This window comes from Neolewinella xylanilytica (genome assembly GCF_002934605.1).
In the GTDB taxonomy this organism is placed as follows: Bacteria; Bacteroidota; Bacteroidia; order Chitinophagales; family Saprospiraceae; genus Neolewinella; species Neolewinella xylanilytica.
On the sequence record NZ_PTJC01000008.1, the window covers coordinates 213313 to 229796 of the forward strand.

Consider the following 16484-nt stretch of genomic DNA (forward strand, 5'->3'; position numbering starts at 1 on the left):
CGCTAATTGGAGGCCGCCCGCAACTCCCGGTACATCGCCTGCACGTCGTAGCGGTTCTCGGGGAATACCCAGTTGCGGCGGTCGCGGGTCTGTAGGAGCAGCACCGTCTGATCGGTATTGATCCCCCGACCGACGCGCTCGAGGCGCATGGTCTGGGGCGAAGGAACCGGGTACGCTTCCCCATCAATTGTCATGACCTTACCGGTGATGGCCACCACCGGGTATTTCATGGCCGTCCAGAACGCCCCCATCAGTGCCATAAGGAACAAGAGTCCGGCGAAGTAGGCCAGCATCGGCAGCAGTACCCGTTGGCGCGCATCCCGGGAGGGTTGCTTGTTGGCCCGCACCGCCAGGAACACCATCACCCCGATGCCCGCGACACAACCCGCCATGGTGAGGTAAAGATCCTGAAGGGCTGGGCTGAACTGGGTAGGTTCCATAACGGTATTATTTGCCCGCCGCAGCGGCTTGCTGCAGGAAGCCATCCATTACCTCACCGAGCTGATCGGCCCCGATGCGCTTACTGACGATGGTTTTGTCTTCGTCAAGGAGGAAGATTGCCGGGGTGGACTGGATATCGTAGGACTTATAGAACCGCTGGTAGGGGTCGGCAACTTGGATCCAGTCGCCGGTGCCCTGCTCGTCTACGTAATCCCAGCAATTTCCGATTTCGTCGGCTCCCTTGGTGCAGACGGAGAAGATCCGGACGTCTGCCATTTCCCCATATTTCTCAAAGAATTCCTTCATGAGGGGAGTGGATTTTTTACAGGCCGGGCAGTCGTACCGCCAGAAGTAGAGTACGGTGTACTTCGCATCCACGTCGTAGAGGTTAATCGGCGATCCGTCGCGGCGCGTCATGTGCAGGTCCGGTGCCTTTTTGCCGATCAGCAGCGGTTCGAGGCGGTTGGCATTATCGACCATCTTTCCGACTTGCTCTTCGTCGGCCCAATAAGCCTTGCCGTTTCCGTAGTAGCGGTCGACCATGTGCACGTAGAGGGCATCCATGCCGACCAGTTTGCTGGTGGCCGCTTCGTTGGTGTAGTGAACCACCAGCATGCGGTAGGCTTCGGATTGGGGGTCGAGGCGGTTCAGCACCTGGTCGATGGCGGCGGCCAGGGTGTCGGGATGCCGAACCTGCAAGGAATTGATGAAGTAATCGACCCGGCTGAACAGAAAGGGGGTACGGACGAGGCGGGGGTCACCCAAATTCAGGCCGTCGAAGTAGTGTTCCTGCAACCACCGCCACTGCAGGCGTTGGCGTTCGTCCTGATTGGTTTCCTGCGCGTATGCCGGGGGTTCCGGGGATTGATTGAACCGGATAATCGAACTCACGAAGGCATCGGGTTGGCTCGTCGCAAGGGCCTCCTGGTAAGCTTTTACTTCCTGGTCGATCGCCAGTAACCGTTCGCGGGCTTGTGCGGCGAGCGCGGGTGCAGCGGTGGAATCCGATACCGTTTGCCGGTAAGGCGCGCTTTCTTCCTGTTTTTGACGGATAAAGGTGAGGTATTCATAGAATAACTCGTTTTGCCGGTCCCCTTCTACGGTCACGTTCGCCAGGTCGGCCGTACTCGTGTGGAGGGTGAATTCCTGGTCGTCGTCGCTGCTCACCAGCACCTCGAAGTAGTTGTTGTCCGGAGAAAGCACCACCAGGTAAATGCCCGGTTCGAGGGCGGCGGTATCGCTTTCGAAAACGTAGGTGCCCTCCGGGCTTCGGGAGGCGGTGTCCACGATGTACTGCTTGTCCATCATGTAGTAGCCCAGCGTAAGGATCGCTTCGTTGTACCCTTCGATGTCGACTTCGATGCGGTACGCTGCATCATCCTGGGCGGATAGCCCAAGCGTGAGAACGAAGAGGAGCAGGAGGAGCGGCAAACGGTTTTTCATCGCGGTGGTTTGGGGTCACAAAAGTAACGATTTTCGGGCGGGCCGGGGTATGCCGGACCGGGTGCGGAGCGAACACGACCGGTGGCGTGATCGTTGCAATTACAGCCGTTGAACCGGTCTTTTAGTAATCCATTAACCAAAAATCACCATGCGAACCTTCACCGCCTTTACCGGAATTTCGCCCGAAAACTCCAGATACCGTAACTCCGACCACCTTTTCGACCTGGAAAGGAAACGTCTCTATGGTAACCAGACCATCGACGGAGATTACGAGATGAGCGTACCGGGCGCCAACATTACCGAACTTACCGACAAAGACAAGGGAGGTTACCTGATCGAGCTGGCCGCTCCCGGGTACGAACGTGAAGATTTTCATATCAGCGTTCACAAAGACGTACTCACTATTAAGGGAGATCTGGATGAAAGCCGCCGTCGGAGCCACGATTCCTACAGCCGCCGGGAACACAATTATCATACCTTCAGCCGGAGTTTTACCTTGCCGGAGACCACCGACGAAGACAACATCACGGCCAATTACCGCAACGGTATCCTGGAGGTGTTCGTACCTACGCTTAAGCCGGTAGAACAAACCACCGCCCCCCGCCGTATCCAGGTTGGTTCCTAACCGACCCCAATCTGCCGTAGCCCCCGTGTGTCAAACCTACCACGCGGATGCTACGGTTGAATACGAATACGGTTATAATAGCGCAGCGACTCCTGGATTACTTCCGGAGTCGCTGTTTCGTTTACGACATGGCGGCCGGGGCTGTCCAGGAAGGTGAAGTTGATCTCGTCGGCGTCGTTTTTCTTATCCTGCCGCATCAGCCCGATCATTGCCGGAAAACCGGCTTCGGGTATTTCCGGGTGGCCATAAAGCCGGATCAGGTAGTTGACGATGGTGTCGAGATCGTGCGCCGACAGCCGACCCGCCCGGTGGCTGAGCCAGGATTCGCAGATCATGCCCACCGCGATCGCCTCCCCGTGTAGCAGACGATCCTCCCCCTCGAGCAGGTACGATTCGACGGCGTGGCCGATGGTATGACCGAAATTCAGGGCTTTCCGTGCACCCCGTTCCAACGGATCATCCAGTACGATGCGGCGCTTGATGTCGACGCTACGGCCGATCAGGGAGGCCCAATCCACATGGTCCAGCTGAGTCGCAGCTTGCAGTCGCTCCCATTCCGCCGCATCGGCGATGAGCGCGTGCTTGACCACTTCGGCGAACCCGGAACGGATTTCCCGGTCGGGTAAGGTAGACAAAAATCGGGGGTCAATCCAAACGGCTACCGGATCGGCAAAGAGGCCGATGCTATTCTTCACTCCGAAGAAGTCGATGCCCAGTTTCCCCCCCACGCTGGCGTCTACCTGGCTAAGGAGGGTGGTCGGGATCTGCACGAAATCCATTCCGCGCTTGAAGGTGGATGCCACGAAGCCGCCCATGTCACCGATCACGCCGCCACCGAGATTGAGGCAGCACCACCGCCGTCCCGCTCCGGCCCGGAAGAGTTCTTCCCATAGATCGCGGCAGGTCTCCAGGTGCTTGTGGCGCTCGCCCTGGGCTACGGTAACGGTAACGACTTGCTCGCCAGCGAGGTAATTGTTAATCAGCGGGAAGCAGTACTGCTTCGTATGCTCGTCCATGATGATTACCCAACCGGCATACTTTCGTTGCCGTAACCACGAAAAGTGATCGTCCCCAATAGTTTCGATACGAATCCGGTAAGCTTCCCCAACGTCCAGCGTCATAGTTGCATCTTGTTGAGTTGCAATACTACGGTACCGCCGGCAGACGGGGCGGGTTAGCGGAACGGCGTTTACCAGCGTTTACCGATCTGAAAATTGATAAAGAGGCTTAAAAATAGCGGACTGTTGCTGACACCCGGGGTCAGCTCGCTCTCGATCATGATATCGGTATTGCCCAGGAAGTACTCGGCCATGATGCCGGCCTCCAGGCTCTTCGCGGTCTCGTCGTAGGCTCCGAAACCGAAGTGGGTGGCGAATTTAGCGTGTACCCCGGGGCGCAGCCCGATTTCGTCGATTCCGACCGTCCAGGCACTCGCCCCGAAGACATTCGGCTGGTTATTGAGGAATATGGCCTGGTTATCACCCGTGTAGCGGACATCCAGGGGAGCTGCGTCAGCCTGCTCGATCTCCAGATAATACGGTTTCAAGATTCCCAGGGAAGGCCCGAACTCATAGGAATAGCCTATCGCCACCCCCCGTTCCCGCGCCTTTTCCGAAAGAAATTTCTTCATCCCGAAGCCCAGCCGCAGGGCGTAAAGTTGGTTCTGCTTCCCGAAAACGTAGGCGCGGCTCACCCGGTTATTGACGATATTCACCCGGTCGGGATTTTCCCGACGCTCGCGGCTGTGGCGAATGTCGCCGAAGGTGAGCGTCCAGAAGCGGGTTTTGTCGTAAGTAATCAATCGGCCGCTGCGCACGCCCAAAAAGAAGTTGCGCGGGGTAGCGATGGCCACGTTAAACGTCAGTTCGTGATCATAAACCACGCCGATCGACTTCGCGTCGTAAATATTCCGGTCACCCGGCAACTGCTGTTGCGCGATCAGCGTAGGCCCGAAAAACAAACAGCAGCCCAGGAGTAGAAGTCGGTACATAAAGGGGAATATATAGCCAATTACAGCAATCCGCGTGGCTTTGTTGAATCCGGCTACCTTTAGCCAACCGAAATGTCGTCAAGCTTGTACGAACTACCCGAGATCACGATCCGCACCCGCATCCGTCACCCCCGGTTCCGCTACGTACTAAAGGTAGTCGGTGCCGACCTCGGTTACCGTTTTCGGTTCTACAACGAACGCAGCGTCCTGCCCCGTACGGCCCCGGAATTCCTTATCACTTACGGCGAAGCGGGGGACCGCAATTTGCCGGCCCACCCCCTCCTTTGCGGCCGGTCGTATGACCCGGGCGACGATCTGGCGAACTGGCGGCCTGACCACCTTGAGCCGCCCCCCCTGTGTCAGACGTCCGAAGGCCCGGATCTTCTAGCGGCCATATTCTTCTGCCTTTCCCGGTACGAAGAATATCAGCCGTTCACCCCCGACGCCCACGGCCGCTTTCCGGCGTCGGCCAGCCATGCGCTGCGCTTCGGCTTTCTAGACCGGCCCGTCGTAAGGGAGTGGACTGCCGCAATCGGACGCAGGTTGCGGTCGTGGTTTCCCGGGCTACCCGATCCACGGCGAAAACCCCTCATTTTCCAGCCATCCTACGATATTGACCTGCTCTGGGCCTTTCAGTACCGGGGGTGGCGGGGCTACGCTTCCGGCATTCGGGATGTGTTAACCGGGGAATTCGCGCGCGGGATCAAGCGGTTCGTTGCTCCTGCGCGCCGCGACCCCTACCAAACCCTGCCCTTTCTGGAGGGCATTCACCGCGATCATGGCCTCCATCCTACGTATTTCTGGTTGGTTTCGGACCGGACGCATACGCACGATACGAACCCCCACCCTATCCCCGAGGAACAACGGACGTGGATGCGTCAACTGGCGGCTTCCGCTACCACCGGTTTGCATCCGAGTTACGCCACGAGCGACCGTCCTGACCTCATCGGCGAAGAGAAGGCACGTATCGAAGGGATACTCGAGGCTTCGGTGGATCGATCCAGGCAGCACTTCCTTCGTTTTCGTCTGCCCGATACGTACCGGCAGCTACTGCGTCAGGGTATCCGGTCGGACTATACAATGGGCTACGGCGATGCCATCGGCTGGCGGGCCGGAACCAACCTACCCTTTCCCTGGTACGACCTCGAACGCGAAAAAGAAACCCGGCTGACGGTGTATCCCTTCGCGGCCATGGACGTCACCCTCCGCAGCTACCTCGGGCTAAGTGCCGGGGAAGCCGAAGCGGAGGTGATGCGCCTGTTCGCGGTGGCAAAACCCCACGGCGGCCCGTTTATGCTACTTTGGCATAATAGCAGCTTCGCGCCGGAATACGGCTGGGGGGGATGGAAGGAGATGTACGTGCGACTGGTCGGTCATCTAACAGGTTCGGAATCAGCCAAAACCGGGTAGAGGCACCCTAATCGAGTTTCATCAGGTCCGGCACGCCGGGTACCCGGGCCACGTTAAAGCCTTCGGCCAGCTCGTAACCCGATTCCCGGCCGAGGCTGCGGGCTTTGGCGAAGAGAAAGTCCATGAAGTCCTTGCCGCTGATCGGCGTGGAATCCTCGTGGAAATAATCGTTCGGATTGTGGTCGTTGAACTGGGATTCGTAGCAATTGATCGCCTCCATCTTGCGGGAGAAATACGGCGTGATGTCCACTACCAAATCGGGCTGGCGGTTGCGATCCTGAATGTAATGGTACACCGCAGCCGGGCGCCACTTTTTCTGGGGGGCGCCTTCCAGATTGTGGGTTTCGATCTTGGCCAGGCCGCTGTAATAACAGGCATCGGCGATGAGGCCCGCGCTGCGGCCGTGATCCGGATGCCGGTCACTGAGGGCATTGGCCAGCACGATATCCGGCTGGCAATCGCGGATCGCCATGATAAGCTTGCGGACCGTAGCCTCGTCGTTGCGGATGAAGCCGTCGGGAAGATCCAGATTCTCCCGGAACTTGGCACCCAGTTTGGTCGCGGCGGCGTACGCTTCCCGGGTACGGATTTCCGGCGTGCCGCGGGTGCCAAGCTCCCCGCGGGTTAGGTCTACCAATCCGAAGGTGTACCCCAGCGCGGCGTGCCGGAGTAAGGTGCCGGCACAACTTAACTCAATATCATCGGGGTGTACGCCGATGGCTAGGATATCTACTTTCATGGTTTGCCGGGGTATGATAAATAAGGCTTAACCCCTCAGGCGGGTAGTAGTTGAACCGCACCAATGGATTTCGCAATTCCCGCCGGAAGGGAGAATACGCCGTAACTTGTATAGCTTGGAACTGGGTCGCTTACGCTCCGCAGCGCATCCCCCGCGGGCGTCAGCGGCCATACATTCCCTGACATCCCCCTCCAGGCCTCCGTTGCGGACGAACTTCCGCCAACGGCGGGTAGTTATAGTCCGAACATTACACTTACGATGCTTACACTTTTACTACGTTGCACCGTCATAATGACGGCAATAGCCCTACTTACTCAATGTGCCAATTATCAACTGCAGGAAGCGGAAATCGAGGGACTGACCAGCGATGCTCCACCGAGCGGTGAATTGGAGTACAGTGCCTTTCTGGTGGGTGATCTCGGCTATGATTACGATCGGGGACTGACCACGCTGGAAACCATGATCGAACAGATGCCAGCCGGTGCCGACCAGAGCTCGCTGATGTTACTAGGGGATATAACGGGTAAGAACGGCCTGGAGAAAGAGCCCGATGACGACGATCTAGCCTATCTGGACGCCGTTATCAGCCGATTTCAGCGCGTGCCCGGGTCGATCTTCTGGACACCGGGGGAAAACGAAATTGCCCGCGATGGACAATTCAGCCGCCTGGATCGCCTGGAAGAATACGTTGAGGAAAACAGCGAAAAGGAAGTGCGTTTCATGCCCAATAATGCCTGCTCCGGTCCGGACGATCGGGAGCTGATCGACCGTGTCGGGCTCATCGGTGTCAATACCGCCTGGTATCTGGCCGATTGGGACCGGGACGAGGAGGTGAGCGAGGGCTGTGACTACACGAATCGCGACGCCATGACTTTCGCCATGGCCGATGAGATCAAGGGCTACCGCGACCAGGTGAAGATCGTCATGATGCACCACCCGCTGCAGTCCAATGGGAACCGCGGAGGACAATTCAGTTTCCGGCAGCACCTTTTCCCGTTCACGGATGTGATACCGGGTGCTTACGTGCCCCTCCCCGTGGTAGGCAGCATTTTCCGGTTCATTCAGGGAGCGGGCGGCGGCGCGCAGGATATAAACAGCCTCCGGTATCAGGAATTCATTCGCAAAGTGGAATCCGGCATTGACGACGAAACGAACGTCATCTTCGTTTCCGCCCACGAGCACCTGATGATGCTCAACCACGAAGAAGAGTACATCAACATAGTGGCCGGTTCGGGCAGCGTACGCGGCCCCGGGATCGGCGGCAACGATGCCAACTTCGTACAGGGCGCGGTGGGGTACGGTAAGCTCGATTTTTACGAAGACGGGGCCGTTTACCTCGGCTTTTATACCGTGGATGAGGACGGCAACCAGGAACGGACCTTTTACCGCCGCATCATCGCGGACCGGTTCGCCTCACAGGACGTCGGCATCGAGCCGGTACCCTCCGAAGTCGTAACCGACGATACGGTGCGCACCGCGATTTACGCCGGTGACCCGGAGAGCAAAAGTGGCCTCTTCGAATCCACCTTCGGGCGGCACTACCGTCCGCTGTACTACACCGAAGTGAAGGTTCCGGTCCTCAAGATCGACACCATTTTCGGTGGCCTGAACCCCTACCGGCGAGGGGGCGGCATGACCACCATGAGCCTCCACACCGAGGGAGGAGACGGCCGCCTCTACCAATTGCGGTCGGTCAGAAAAAATCCGGCCCAGCTACTGCCGGGACTGTTGGAGAACAGCTTCGCCGCGGACGTGGCCAAGGACCAGTTCACGGCCATTCACCCTTACGCGCCCTTAGCCCTGCCGCCCCTCCAGCAAAAACTAGGGCTACTGGCCGCCGACCCCTACCTATTTTACGTGCCCAAGCAGCCTGCGCTTGGCGACTTCAACCTGAACTTCGGGGGGGAGATGTACTGGCTCGAGCAACGCCCCGATGAGGATTGGAGCGACAGTGGTTTCTTCGGCGACAGTAAAATGATTGAAAGCAACAGCAGCACCCGCGAGCTGCTGTGGGAAGACTGGAAAAATTACGCCGACCAACCCAATTTTGCCCGCGCACGCCTGTTCGATTTTCTAATCGGCGACTGGGATCGACACCGCGACCAGTGGCGTTGGGCCTCCTTTGAGGAAGAGGACGGAAGAACCCGCTTTGTGCCGGTCGGCCGCGACCGCGATCAGGTGTTTAGCGACTTCGACGGTACCCTGCTCTCCGTAGCGCGGCTCTTCATCCCGGAAGCGCGCAAGCTTCGCCCGTTCACGGGCGACCTGGATCATGCAAGGTGGCGGGCCCTGAACGGCAAGTGGAACGACCGGGTTTTCCTCAACCAGATCACCCGCGAGAAAATGCTGGCCGAAGCTACCTTTATCCAGGAATCGATCACCGATGCGGATATCGATGCGGCCCTGCGCAGGATGCCCCCCGAAGTGATTCCCTATAGCCTGGACGTGGAGCACATCGACGAAAAGCTAAAGTCGAGACTGGACCAGTTGGACCGTTTCGCCGAAGACTACTACGAAGTGCTTGCCGAGCGGGTTAACATCCTAGGCACCGACCAGGACGATTACTTCCTCCTGGAAGGGATGGAAGACGGAACACTCCGGGTGCAAGTCTTCGATGCCGATAGCGACGGAGAGGCGGACGAATTGTACTACTCGCGGCTGTTTCTGCCCGGGGAAACGAAAAGCGTTCAGGTTTACGGCCTGGATGGAGACGACCGCTTCGTATTACGCGGACCCGATAGTGACGTAGACATTCGCATCATCGGCGGTACCGACGGCGACGAAGTCATTGCCGAGGGACGACTGGGTGCAAAAGTGTACGACGAGGAGGAGGGAATCGAGCTTACCGGAAACACGTCCCGACTCAAGGATCGACGCACGGATAAATATCCGGAGCTTAACACCTACGATTTTCAGGAGTACTATCCCGACTATATGATACCGACTCCCTCGATCGGCTTCAACGTCGACGACGGTTTCTTCCTGGGTGCCGGTTTATCCCGTACGATCATGGGCTGGAAACCCGATCCCTATTCCCAACGCCACAAAATCGGGGCGAGCTACAGCACGAACGAGTTTTGGAAAGCCAATTATAGCGGAGAATTCAACGATGTCTTCGCGCGCCGCACCGATATCGTTCTCGATGCCCACTACTTCAGTCCGGGCTACGTAGCTAACTATTTCGGATTGGGCAACGACGGCCCGGGGCAACCGGACGATGATAACCTCGACGGGATCGGGATTGACGAAGATCAGGTCCTGGAGTACAACCGGGCGCGTCGGGAGGAGATTTTCATCAATCCCATGCTTCGCTTCCGGGGTAAACGGAACCGGTTGAGCTTCTCCGTGGGCCCCTTCTACCATCGCTTTGACCTGGACGACGCACCCGATTTCGCCTTGATCAACGAGTTGGCGGACAACGTTACCGGCGACCGGATCTTCGAGGCCCAACCATTTGCCGGTCTTTCCGCCCGCCTGAGCTCGAATAACCTGGCCATTCCCCTGCTGGCCCAGAACGGCTTAGTGTACGACGTGTACGCGCGGCACAGCATCAATCTCGACGATACGGACCGACAGACAACCAAGGTCGGTGGCAACCTCAGTTTCTACCGCATGCTCACGAAGGCCATTAACTTCGCTACCCGCTTCGGGGTAGAGTATAACGGGGGGGACCCGGAATTTTATCAGCTCGCTTCCATGGGTGGCCGGTCCAACTACCGCGCCGCCCGGGTCGACCGGTACCTAGGTCACAAGTTGGTGTACCAGAACGTTGATCTGCGTTTCATGGGCTTCGGCTTTGGAAAGGGCGAAGTGCCTACCGTCGGAGGATTTATACTGGGTCTGGACCACGGCCGCGTATGGCTAAACGGTGAAGACAGCGCCACCTGGCACTTCGGCTACGGCGGCGGGGTATGGGTGGCCCCACTTGGAGCTACGATTCTTAGCCTGACCTACTTTATGGACGACGAAAGCGGCCGTTTGAACTTTGCGGCGGGCTTCCCCTTCTAAACGAAACACGGCTATGAACGGTATTTGGGAAAGGCCCAACCTTATCAGCGTTATTATCCTGGTCATCGTACTGGCCATTGGTGGGGCATACGTTGCCTTTACGGTAAGCCAGCGTCCGGAGACGGAAAGCTTTACGGTGGACGATGACTACTTCTTCCCCTTTAATTTCGACCGGCTCGACCGGGTTTCCCGGCTTGCTAATGAATTAGACGAAGTGAGTGGGTTATGCATGGGCTTTAATGAGGATGAAGTATTTGCCATTCAGGATGAGGAAGGACTGCTTTTTCTCGTTGACGCCATCACGGGTACTACCCTGCAAACGGTCAAGTACGGAGATAACCTGGACTACGAAGGTGTCGCCCGTAAAGGCAATGACATCTACGTACTCGAAGCCGACGGCGATCTGCACTACTTCACCTACCAGGACAGCCTTACCGAAATTACCGCCCAGAAAATCGAGACCCTATTTAGCTACCGGAACGATACGGAGGGTATCTGCTACGACTCGCTGACCAACACCCTCCTCATCACCCCCAAGGAGCAGCAACTGAGCCCCAGCGAGGACAACAGCACCCGGAGGGGGATTTACACCTTCGACCTGGAAACCATGGAAATGCTTGATCAGCCGAGCTACTTCGTGGATGAACTGGAATTGGGTCAGATCGTTTTCGGAACCAACCGGGAATACGTTTTCAAACCCAGCGGCATCGCGATTGATCCGATTACCCAGGACCTCTTTGTACTATCTTCGGTCGGGAACGTTCTAGTAGTTATTGACCGCGACAGTGAAATTAAGCACGTTGAATTATTGGAAACCGGCACGTTCCGGCAACCGGAAGGATTGACTTTTTCTCCGAACGGAGACCTGTACATTAGCAGCGAAGAGAGCAGCGCGGGAAACGGCATTATTGCCACACTCACCAGATTGACGCAACCTAGCAGAGATGAGTAACGAGGAAAAGGCAGTGGTCGAAGCTAAGGATACCCGTATCCTCCTTCAGGCGGCAGACTATGTCCGTAGCCGATTTAACGAAGGGCTGGACCCCAGCTACCTGTTTCATAACTACGCCTACGCCGAGGAAATCGCCGAGAAGGCGGAGGAGCTCGCCACGATGTCCGGTGTCGACGATCGGGATAAAGAGCGGTTACGCATTGCCAGCCTTTTCTATCCACTGGGATACGTCGGCGGACCGGAAAAATTCACCCAGCGTTCCGCCGAGGAGCTCCGGATGTTTGCCAAACAGGAGCAGTACGACCTCTCCGGGGCCGACCGTTGGATCGAAGGGGTACCCAATGCCGACGATGAAAACGATCTGCATACCCGACTGTTGCACGATGCCGTATGGAGCTGGTTGGGCAGGAAGCGGTACGATCGCCGGTCCAATCTGTTACAATTGGAACGGGAAGCCATTGCGGGCAAAGAGGGCGACCCGGTGGAGTTCGGCCACGAAATGCAGGATTTTCTGCTGAAGTTTGATTACCTCACCGATGCCGGTAAGCAAGCTTTCGACAAGCGGCGGCGCAAAAACGTCAGCAAGCAACAGAAAAACAACTACAAGGTCCAGCAGAAGGAGGTCAAGGCAAAGACGGGAAAAAACTTCGGCCGGGGTATCGACACCATGTACCGCACCGCCTTCCGAAACCACATCAATCTGAGCCGAATTGCCGATGACAAGGCCAATATGATGATCTCCATCAACACGATCATCCTGTCCATCCTCATCGCCGTTTCCGGTGCCGGCCTCAGTTTCTTCGAGGATCTGTTTTTTACCAGCCCCGAATTTTTGGCACCCATCATTATTCTCCTCATGAGTTCCCTCACGGCTGTAATCTTCGCGGTTTTTTCCGCCCGCCCGAAGGTCACGGAATACCGGATTAAGAAGACGAGCCTACTCCACAGTAAAGAAGCCAGTCTTTTGTACTTCGGCAACTTCTTGAAGATCGAGAAATCCGATTTTATCAAGTATTTATCCGAGATGAAGATGGACCAGGATAGCCTCTACGACGACCTCGCTCGGGATCTTTACGACCTTGGGCAGGTACTCCACCGGAAGTACCTGTTGCTGACCATCAGCTACAATACCTTCATCGGCGGACTTGCCCTCGGGGTGATCACCTTCCTTTCGGTCTACGTCTGGAACCTCACCAATATGCAGTAGCACCGGTATCCGCTCGTGGTCAATCCAACACCTGCAGCTTCGCGAACTTCAGCATAATGCGCTTTTCCGGTTGGGGCAGCTCGCTGAAGTGAATGGTGGCGATCCGGTTGTCTGCTCCCCCGTCCACGTCAATTACTTTCCCTTCGCCGAATTTGAGGTGTAAAACATTACGCCCTGTTTGCACTTCCTCGGCCGGGCTGGGCTGAAAGGTTGCCGGATCGACTTTAGGAGCGGCGAAGCGGGCGGTCCCGCGGCGGTTTCTCGGAGCAACGCCCGTTACGCTGGCGCGTTGCTCCCGTTGGCGCGACACTTCATCGTATTCGTGGTCGGCGCTCCGGCGGTTGGAGGAGGTATTTTCGATGGCATCCGCCGGTACCTCGGAGAGAAACCGGCTGGGTTCGTTCATCACCATTTTACCGTAACGGTAGCGGGTATTGGCGTAGCTCAGCGTCAGGTAGAATTCGGCTCGGGTGATGGCTACGTAAAACAGCCGGCGTTCTTCGTCGAGCCCTTCCATGCTGTCCATACTCATCCAACTGGGAAAAAGCTTTTCTTCCAGCCCGACGACGTAGACCGACTTGTATTCCAATCCCTTCGCCGCGTGTACGGACATCAGGGTTACTACGTCTCCCGTCTGGTTTTCTTCGTTGCTGTCGAAATCCGTGAGCAGGGCGATGTTCTGGAGGTAAGTAGCCAGGGATTTATCCGGTAAAGTGTCGGTATCGATCAGGGTATCTTCCTCGACGAATGATTTGATTCCGTCTAGCAGGGCTTCGTGGTTTTCCAGCCGGCCCATCCCCTCGATGGATTTATCGTTGCGTAGCATATCCGTCAAACCGGACCCCTTGGCGATGGCGTCGGCCAGCTCGTAGGCATTTGCCGTATCGGCCTTCGCCTGCGCCTGCTCGATGGTGTGAATGTATCCGTCGGCGGCGTGGCGGGTCCGATTGGGCAATGCCACGTGTTTCAGGGCTTCGAAAAGGGTGATGTTCTGCTGGCGGGCCAGGTCGGTCACCTTGGATACGCTGGTGCCGCCGATCCCCCGCTTGGGATGATTGATCGACCGGCGAAAAGCTTCCTCGTCGTTGGGATTGACGACCATCCGTAGGTAGGCAATCAGGTCCTTAACTTCCTTGCGCTGGTAAAAGCTTTGTCCGCCGTAAACCCGGTACGCGATGTTGAAGCGCCGCAGGTATTCCTCGAAGATGCGCGACTGGGAGTTTGTCCGGTACAGGATCGCGATGTCGCTATTTTGCAGGTGATAGCGATTCTTCTGTTCCAGTATGGTATCCGCTACCCGGCGTCCTTCCTCGTTATCGTCGACCGCCTTGATGATGTTGATCTTATCGCCGGTGCCCTTGTCGCTCCAGATCTTCTTTTGGATCTGCCGCTTGTTGTAGCTGATCACGGCGTTGGCCGTGTTGACGATATTTTCGGTCGACCGGTAGTTCTGCTCGAGTTTGAAAACCCGGATGTTGTGCTGTCCGAAGTCGTTCTCGAAGTCGAGGATGTTCTGAATGGTAGCCCCCCGGAAAGCGTAGATGGATTGCGCATCGTCTCCTACCACGCAGATATTCCTGGGGCTGTTAGGATACTGCACCAGGCGCTTGATGATCGCGTACTGCAGCGTATTCGTATCCTGAAACTCATCCACCAGCACGTGCTTGAATTTCTCCCGGTATTTGGCCACCACCTCGGGATGGTTTTGGAGAAGCTCGTACAATCGGAATAACAAGTCGTCGAAGTCCATTGCTCCGGCCTGCTTACATCGCGCCACGTAGGCCGCGTAGATCTTATAGACCAGCGGCATATTCGCCATTTTATCCTGCGCCAGTAGCTCCTCGTTCTTTTCGTACAGTTTCGGCGTGATCAGGCTGCTCTTTGCCGAGCTGATCCGGTTCTTGATGGCGTTGGCCTGGTACACCTGCTTATCGAGGTGAAATTCCCGGATGATCGAACCGATGAGGCTTTTCGTGTCGTCCGTATCGTAGATCGTAAAGTTGGTGGGATAACCGATGTGCTGGGCTTCCACCCGCAGGATACGTGCGAACAGGCTGTGAAAGGTACCCGCCCAGATGTAGCTGGCACGCTTACCGACGACGGTTTCGATCCGCTCCTTCATTTCCCGGGCCGCCTTGTTCGTAAAGGTCAGAGCCAGCACTTCCCAGGGGGCGGTTCCCTGCTCGATGATGTGGGCAATCCGGTAGGTCAGCACCCGGGTTTTACCCGATCCGGGCCCGGCGACCACCAGCACCGGCCCGTCGATCGTCGTCACTGCCTGCCGTTGCACGTCGTTCAGCGAATCGAGATAACTGGAGGTTTGGGGATCTGGCATACGGATACATTTAAGCGAGCCGCCAAGATAAGCAACAAAATGTTGGTCGGAGAACCTGGTGCAACGCTTGTGCTTTCTTATCTAGCTGCAAAGAAAGTTACCATGGCAGTAACGGCCAGCAAGAAACTCCCGATCGATCAGTACCTCTCCTTCGAGCAGGAGGGCGAAGTACGCTACGAATACCACGCCGGGGAAGTGTATGCTATGGCCGGTGGAACGATCAACCATACCATCTTGTCCTCTAATGCACTGCGCCTCCTAGGAAACGCGCTTCAGCGTGCTGGGAAGAATTGTCTGGCCGTCAATTCCGATATCAAAATTGAAATTGAACGCGCGGAGCGCCACGTGTATCCAGATGCAGCCGTCATTTACGGCAAAATCAATGAATCCGATACCATTACCGGCGCTGTACGGAATCCCCGGGTCATCGTAGAGGTGATTTCCGAAACGTCGGCGGATTACGATCGGGGCGCCAAAATGCGATACTACCTCAGTCTCCCAACGGTAAAAGCGTACCTACTGATCGACCAGAACCGGGTACACGCTACCCTCTACCGCCGACACGAAGACAACAATTTCGGTAGCTTCCATTACGCGGACGGGCTCGAAGCCACCATCGATTTACAAAGTATCGGCGTCAGTCTTTCCATGACGGAGCTATACCGGAACGTTTCCCAGCCGTACTACCCAGAAGGTTGATTTAGAAATCACTGCTCGGCACTTCCTCCTCCGCCGGATCCACCATCCACTTACCGTGTAGGCGCAGGGTACGTTCGATCACATCCCGCACGGCCCCTTCTCCCCCACCCCGGTGACTCACGTACTTGGCAATCGACAATATCTCCGGACACGCATCCCGCGGACAAACCGGAAATCCTACCAAACGCATCACCTCATAGTCCGGTACGTCATCCCCCATGTAGAGCACGTTCGCATCGTCCAACTCGTAGAGATCCATAAAATCCCGGTAAACCTCCACCTTGTCGTGCACGCCATAGTACACATCCACTACTCCCAATCCCTGCAACCGGGAAACTACCCCCGCGCTCTTTCCCCCGGTGATCACGCAAACCTTGTAATCCTGCTCCAACGCCCGCTTGATCGCATACCCGTCGCGCACGTTCATTTGCCGTAGCAGGCTCCCGTCTTCCATTACGATCAGCTGAGAGTTCGTCAGTACCCCGTCCACGTCGAAGATAAAGGTGGTGATGTCCTGGAAGCGTTCTAATTCGTTCAAGGTTAGTCTTTTAGTCTTTTAGTCTTTTAGTCTTTTAGTCTTTTAGTCTTTTAGTCTTTTAGTCTTTTAGTCTTTTAGTCTTTTAGTCTTTTAGTCT

At 56.6% G+C, this 16484-nt stretch carries 13 protein-coding genes; 6 read left to right on the forward strand and 7 right to left on the reverse strand.

Going from position 1 to position 16484, the window contains the following annotated elements:
• Positions 1 to 2 precede the first annotated feature (2 nt).
• Together CLV84_RS20525 and CLV84_RS20530 are read right to left on the reverse strand one after the other, a co-directional pair.
• Positions 3 to 440 carry a hypothetical protein gene (locus CLV84_RS20525; RefSeq protein WP_104421718.1) on the reverse strand — a complete coding sequence of 146 codons (438 nt, stop codon included), beginning with the start codon at positions 438 to 440 and terminating at the stop codon, positions 3 to 5.
• A gap of 7 nt (positions 441 to 447) precedes the next feature.
• A complete protein-coding gene (locus CLV84_RS20530) occupies positions 448 to 1884 on the reverse strand; it encodes a TlpA disulfide reductase family protein (protein WP_104421719.1) in 1437 nt (478 codons plus the stop codon).
• A 148-nt stretch (positions 1885 to 2032) separates the two neighbouring features.
• On the opposite strand from CLV84_RS20530, the gene CLV84_RS20535 reads away from it, so the two are divergent.
• On the forward strand, positions 2033 to 2509 hold the full coding sequence (locus CLV84_RS20535) for an Hsp20/alpha crystallin family protein (RefSeq protein ID WP_104421720.1): 477 nt from the start codon (positions 2033 to 2035) through the stop codon (positions 2507 to 2509).
• A gap of 50 nt (positions 2510 to 2559) precedes the next feature.
• On the opposite strand, the gene aroB is transcribed toward CLV84_RS20535, so the two are convergent.
• Both aroB and CLV84_RS20545 read right to left on the reverse strand, forming a co-directional pair.
• Complete coding sequence (gene aroB, locus CLV84_RS20540; protein WP_104421721.1) at positions 2560 to 3630, reverse strand: 3-dehydroquinate synthase; 1071 nt, start codon at positions 3628 to 3630, stop codon at positions 2560 to 2562.
• Positions 3631 to 3698: 68 nt separating this feature from the next.
• The gene (locus tag CLV84_RS20545; RefSeq protein ID WP_104421722.1) at positions 3699 to 4499 is read right to left on the reverse strand and encodes a hypothetical protein; all 801 of its coding nucleotides are present in this window, start codon (positions 4497 to 4499) and stop codon (positions 3699 to 3701) included.
• Between the two features lie 84 nt (positions 4500 to 4583).
• Here CLV84_RS20545 and CLV84_RS20550 point away from each other — a divergent pair, with 84 nt between their 5' ends.
• Positions 4584 to 5909 (forward strand): polysaccharide deacetylase family protein, encoded by a 1326-nt coding sequence (locus CLV84_RS20550; RefSeq protein WP_104421723.1) that lies wholly within the window; start codon positions 4584 to 4586, stop codon positions 5907 to 5909.
• A 7-nt stretch (positions 5910 to 5916) separates the two neighbouring features.
• On the opposite strand, the gene bshB1 is transcribed toward CLV84_RS20550, so the two are convergent.
• Complete coding sequence (bshB1, locus tag CLV84_RS20555; RefSeq protein ID WP_104421724.1) at positions 5917 to 6648, reverse strand: bacillithiol biosynthesis deacetylase BshB1; 732 nt, start codon at positions 6646 to 6648, stop codon at positions 5917 to 5919.
• Between the two features lie 258 nt (positions 6649 to 6906).
• Here bshB1 and CLV84_RS20560 point away from each other — a divergent pair, with 258 nt between their 5' ends.
• Genes CLV84_RS20560 through CLV84_RS20570 form a run of 3 tightly spaced genes read left to right on the forward strand, consistent with a single transcriptional unit; the run spans position 6907 to position 12815 of the window.
• Positions 6907 to 10656 (forward strand): BamA/TamA family outer membrane protein, encoded by a 3750-nt coding sequence (locus tag CLV84_RS20560; protein ID WP_146088889.1) that lies wholly within the window; start codon positions 6907 to 6909, stop codon positions 10654 to 10656.
• Between the two features lie 13 nt (positions 10657 to 10669).
• The gene (locus tag CLV84_RS20565) at positions 10670 to 11608 is read left to right on the forward strand and encodes an SdiA-regulated domain-containing protein (RefSeq protein WP_104421726.1); all 939 of its coding nucleotides are present in this window, start codon (positions 10670 to 10672) and stop codon (positions 11606 to 11608) included.
• Positions 11601 to 12815: a Pycsar system effector family protein gene (locus CLV84_RS20570; RefSeq protein ID WP_104421727.1), complete on the forward strand. Its 1215-nt coding sequence runs from the start codon at positions 11601 to 11603 to the stop codon at positions 12813 to 12815. The genes CLV84_RS20565 and CLV84_RS20570 overlap by 8 nt, the downstream gene beginning before the upstream one ends.
• Positions 12816 to 12834: 19 nt before the next feature.
• Here CLV84_RS20570 and CLV84_RS20575 read toward each other — a convergent pair whose 3' ends face one another.
• The gene (locus CLV84_RS20575; RefSeq protein ID WP_104421728.1) at positions 12835 to 15150 is read right to left on the reverse strand and encodes an ATP-dependent helicase; all 2316 of its coding nucleotides are present in this window, start codon (positions 15148 to 15150) and stop codon (positions 12835 to 12837) included.
• A gap of 102 nt (positions 15151 to 15252) precedes the next feature.
• Here CLV84_RS20575 and CLV84_RS20580 point away from each other — a divergent pair, with 102 nt between their 5' ends.
• Positions 15253 to 15849 (forward strand): Uma2 family endonuclease, encoded by a 597-nt coding sequence (locus CLV84_RS20580; RefSeq protein WP_170067804.1) that lies wholly within the window; start codon positions 15253 to 15255, stop codon positions 15847 to 15849.
• Between the two features lies 1 nt (position 15850).
• Here CLV84_RS20580 and CLV84_RS20585 read toward each other — a convergent pair whose 3' ends face one another.
• Positions 15851 to 16387 (reverse strand): KdsC family phosphatase, encoded by a 537-nt coding sequence (locus CLV84_RS20585; protein ID WP_104421730.1) that lies wholly within the window; start codon positions 16385 to 16387, stop codon positions 15851 to 15853.
• Between the last annotated feature and the right edge of the window lie 97 nt (positions 16388 to 16484).

Excerpts from the sequence above, each read along its gene's own strand:
- aroB (WP_104421721.1), bottom strand. The coding sequence starts at position 3,630 with ATGACGCTGGACGTTGGGGAAGCTTACCGGATTCGTATCGAAACTATT.
- CLV84_RS20560 (WP_146088889.1), top strand. The coding sequence starts at position 6,907 with ATGCTTACACTTTTACTACGTTGCACCGTCATAATGACGGCAATAGCC.
- CLV84_RS20535 (WP_104421720.1), top strand. The coding sequence starts at position 2,033 with ATGCGAACCTTCACCGCCTTTACCGGAATTTCGCCCGAAAACTCCAGA.
- CLV84_RS20530 (WP_104421719.1), bottom strand. The coding sequence starts at position 1,884 with ATGAAAAACCGTTTGCCGCTCCTCCTGCTCCTCTTCGTTCTCACGCTT.
- bshB1 (WP_104421724.1), bottom strand. The coding sequence starts at position 6,648 with ATGAAAGTAGATATCCTAGCCATCGGCGTACACCCCGATGATATTGAG.
- CLV84_RS20570 (WP_104421727.1), top strand. The coding sequence starts at position 11,601 with ATGAGTAACGAGGAAAAGGCAGTGGTCGAAGCTAAGGATACCCGTATC.
- CLV84_RS20580 (WP_170067804.1), top strand. The coding sequence starts at position 15,253 with ATGGCAGTAACGGCCAGCAAGAAACTCCCGATCGATCAGTACCTCTCC.
- CLV84_RS20565 (WP_104421726.1), top strand. The coding sequence starts at position 10,670 with ATGAACGGTATTTGGGAAAGGCCCAACCTTATCAGCGTTATTATCCTG.
- CLV84_RS20575 (WP_104421728.1), bottom strand. The coding sequence starts at position 15,150 with ATGCCAGATCCCCAAACCTCCAGTTATCTCGATTCGCTGAACGACGTG.
- CLV84_RS20545 (WP_104421722.1), bottom strand. The coding sequence starts at position 4,499 with ATGTACCGACTTCTACTCCTGGGCTGCTGTTTGTTTTTCGGGCCTACG.
- CLV84_RS20525 (WP_104421718.1), bottom strand. The coding sequence starts at position 440 with ATGGAACCTACCCAGTTCAGCCCAGCCCTTCAGGATCTTTACCTCACC.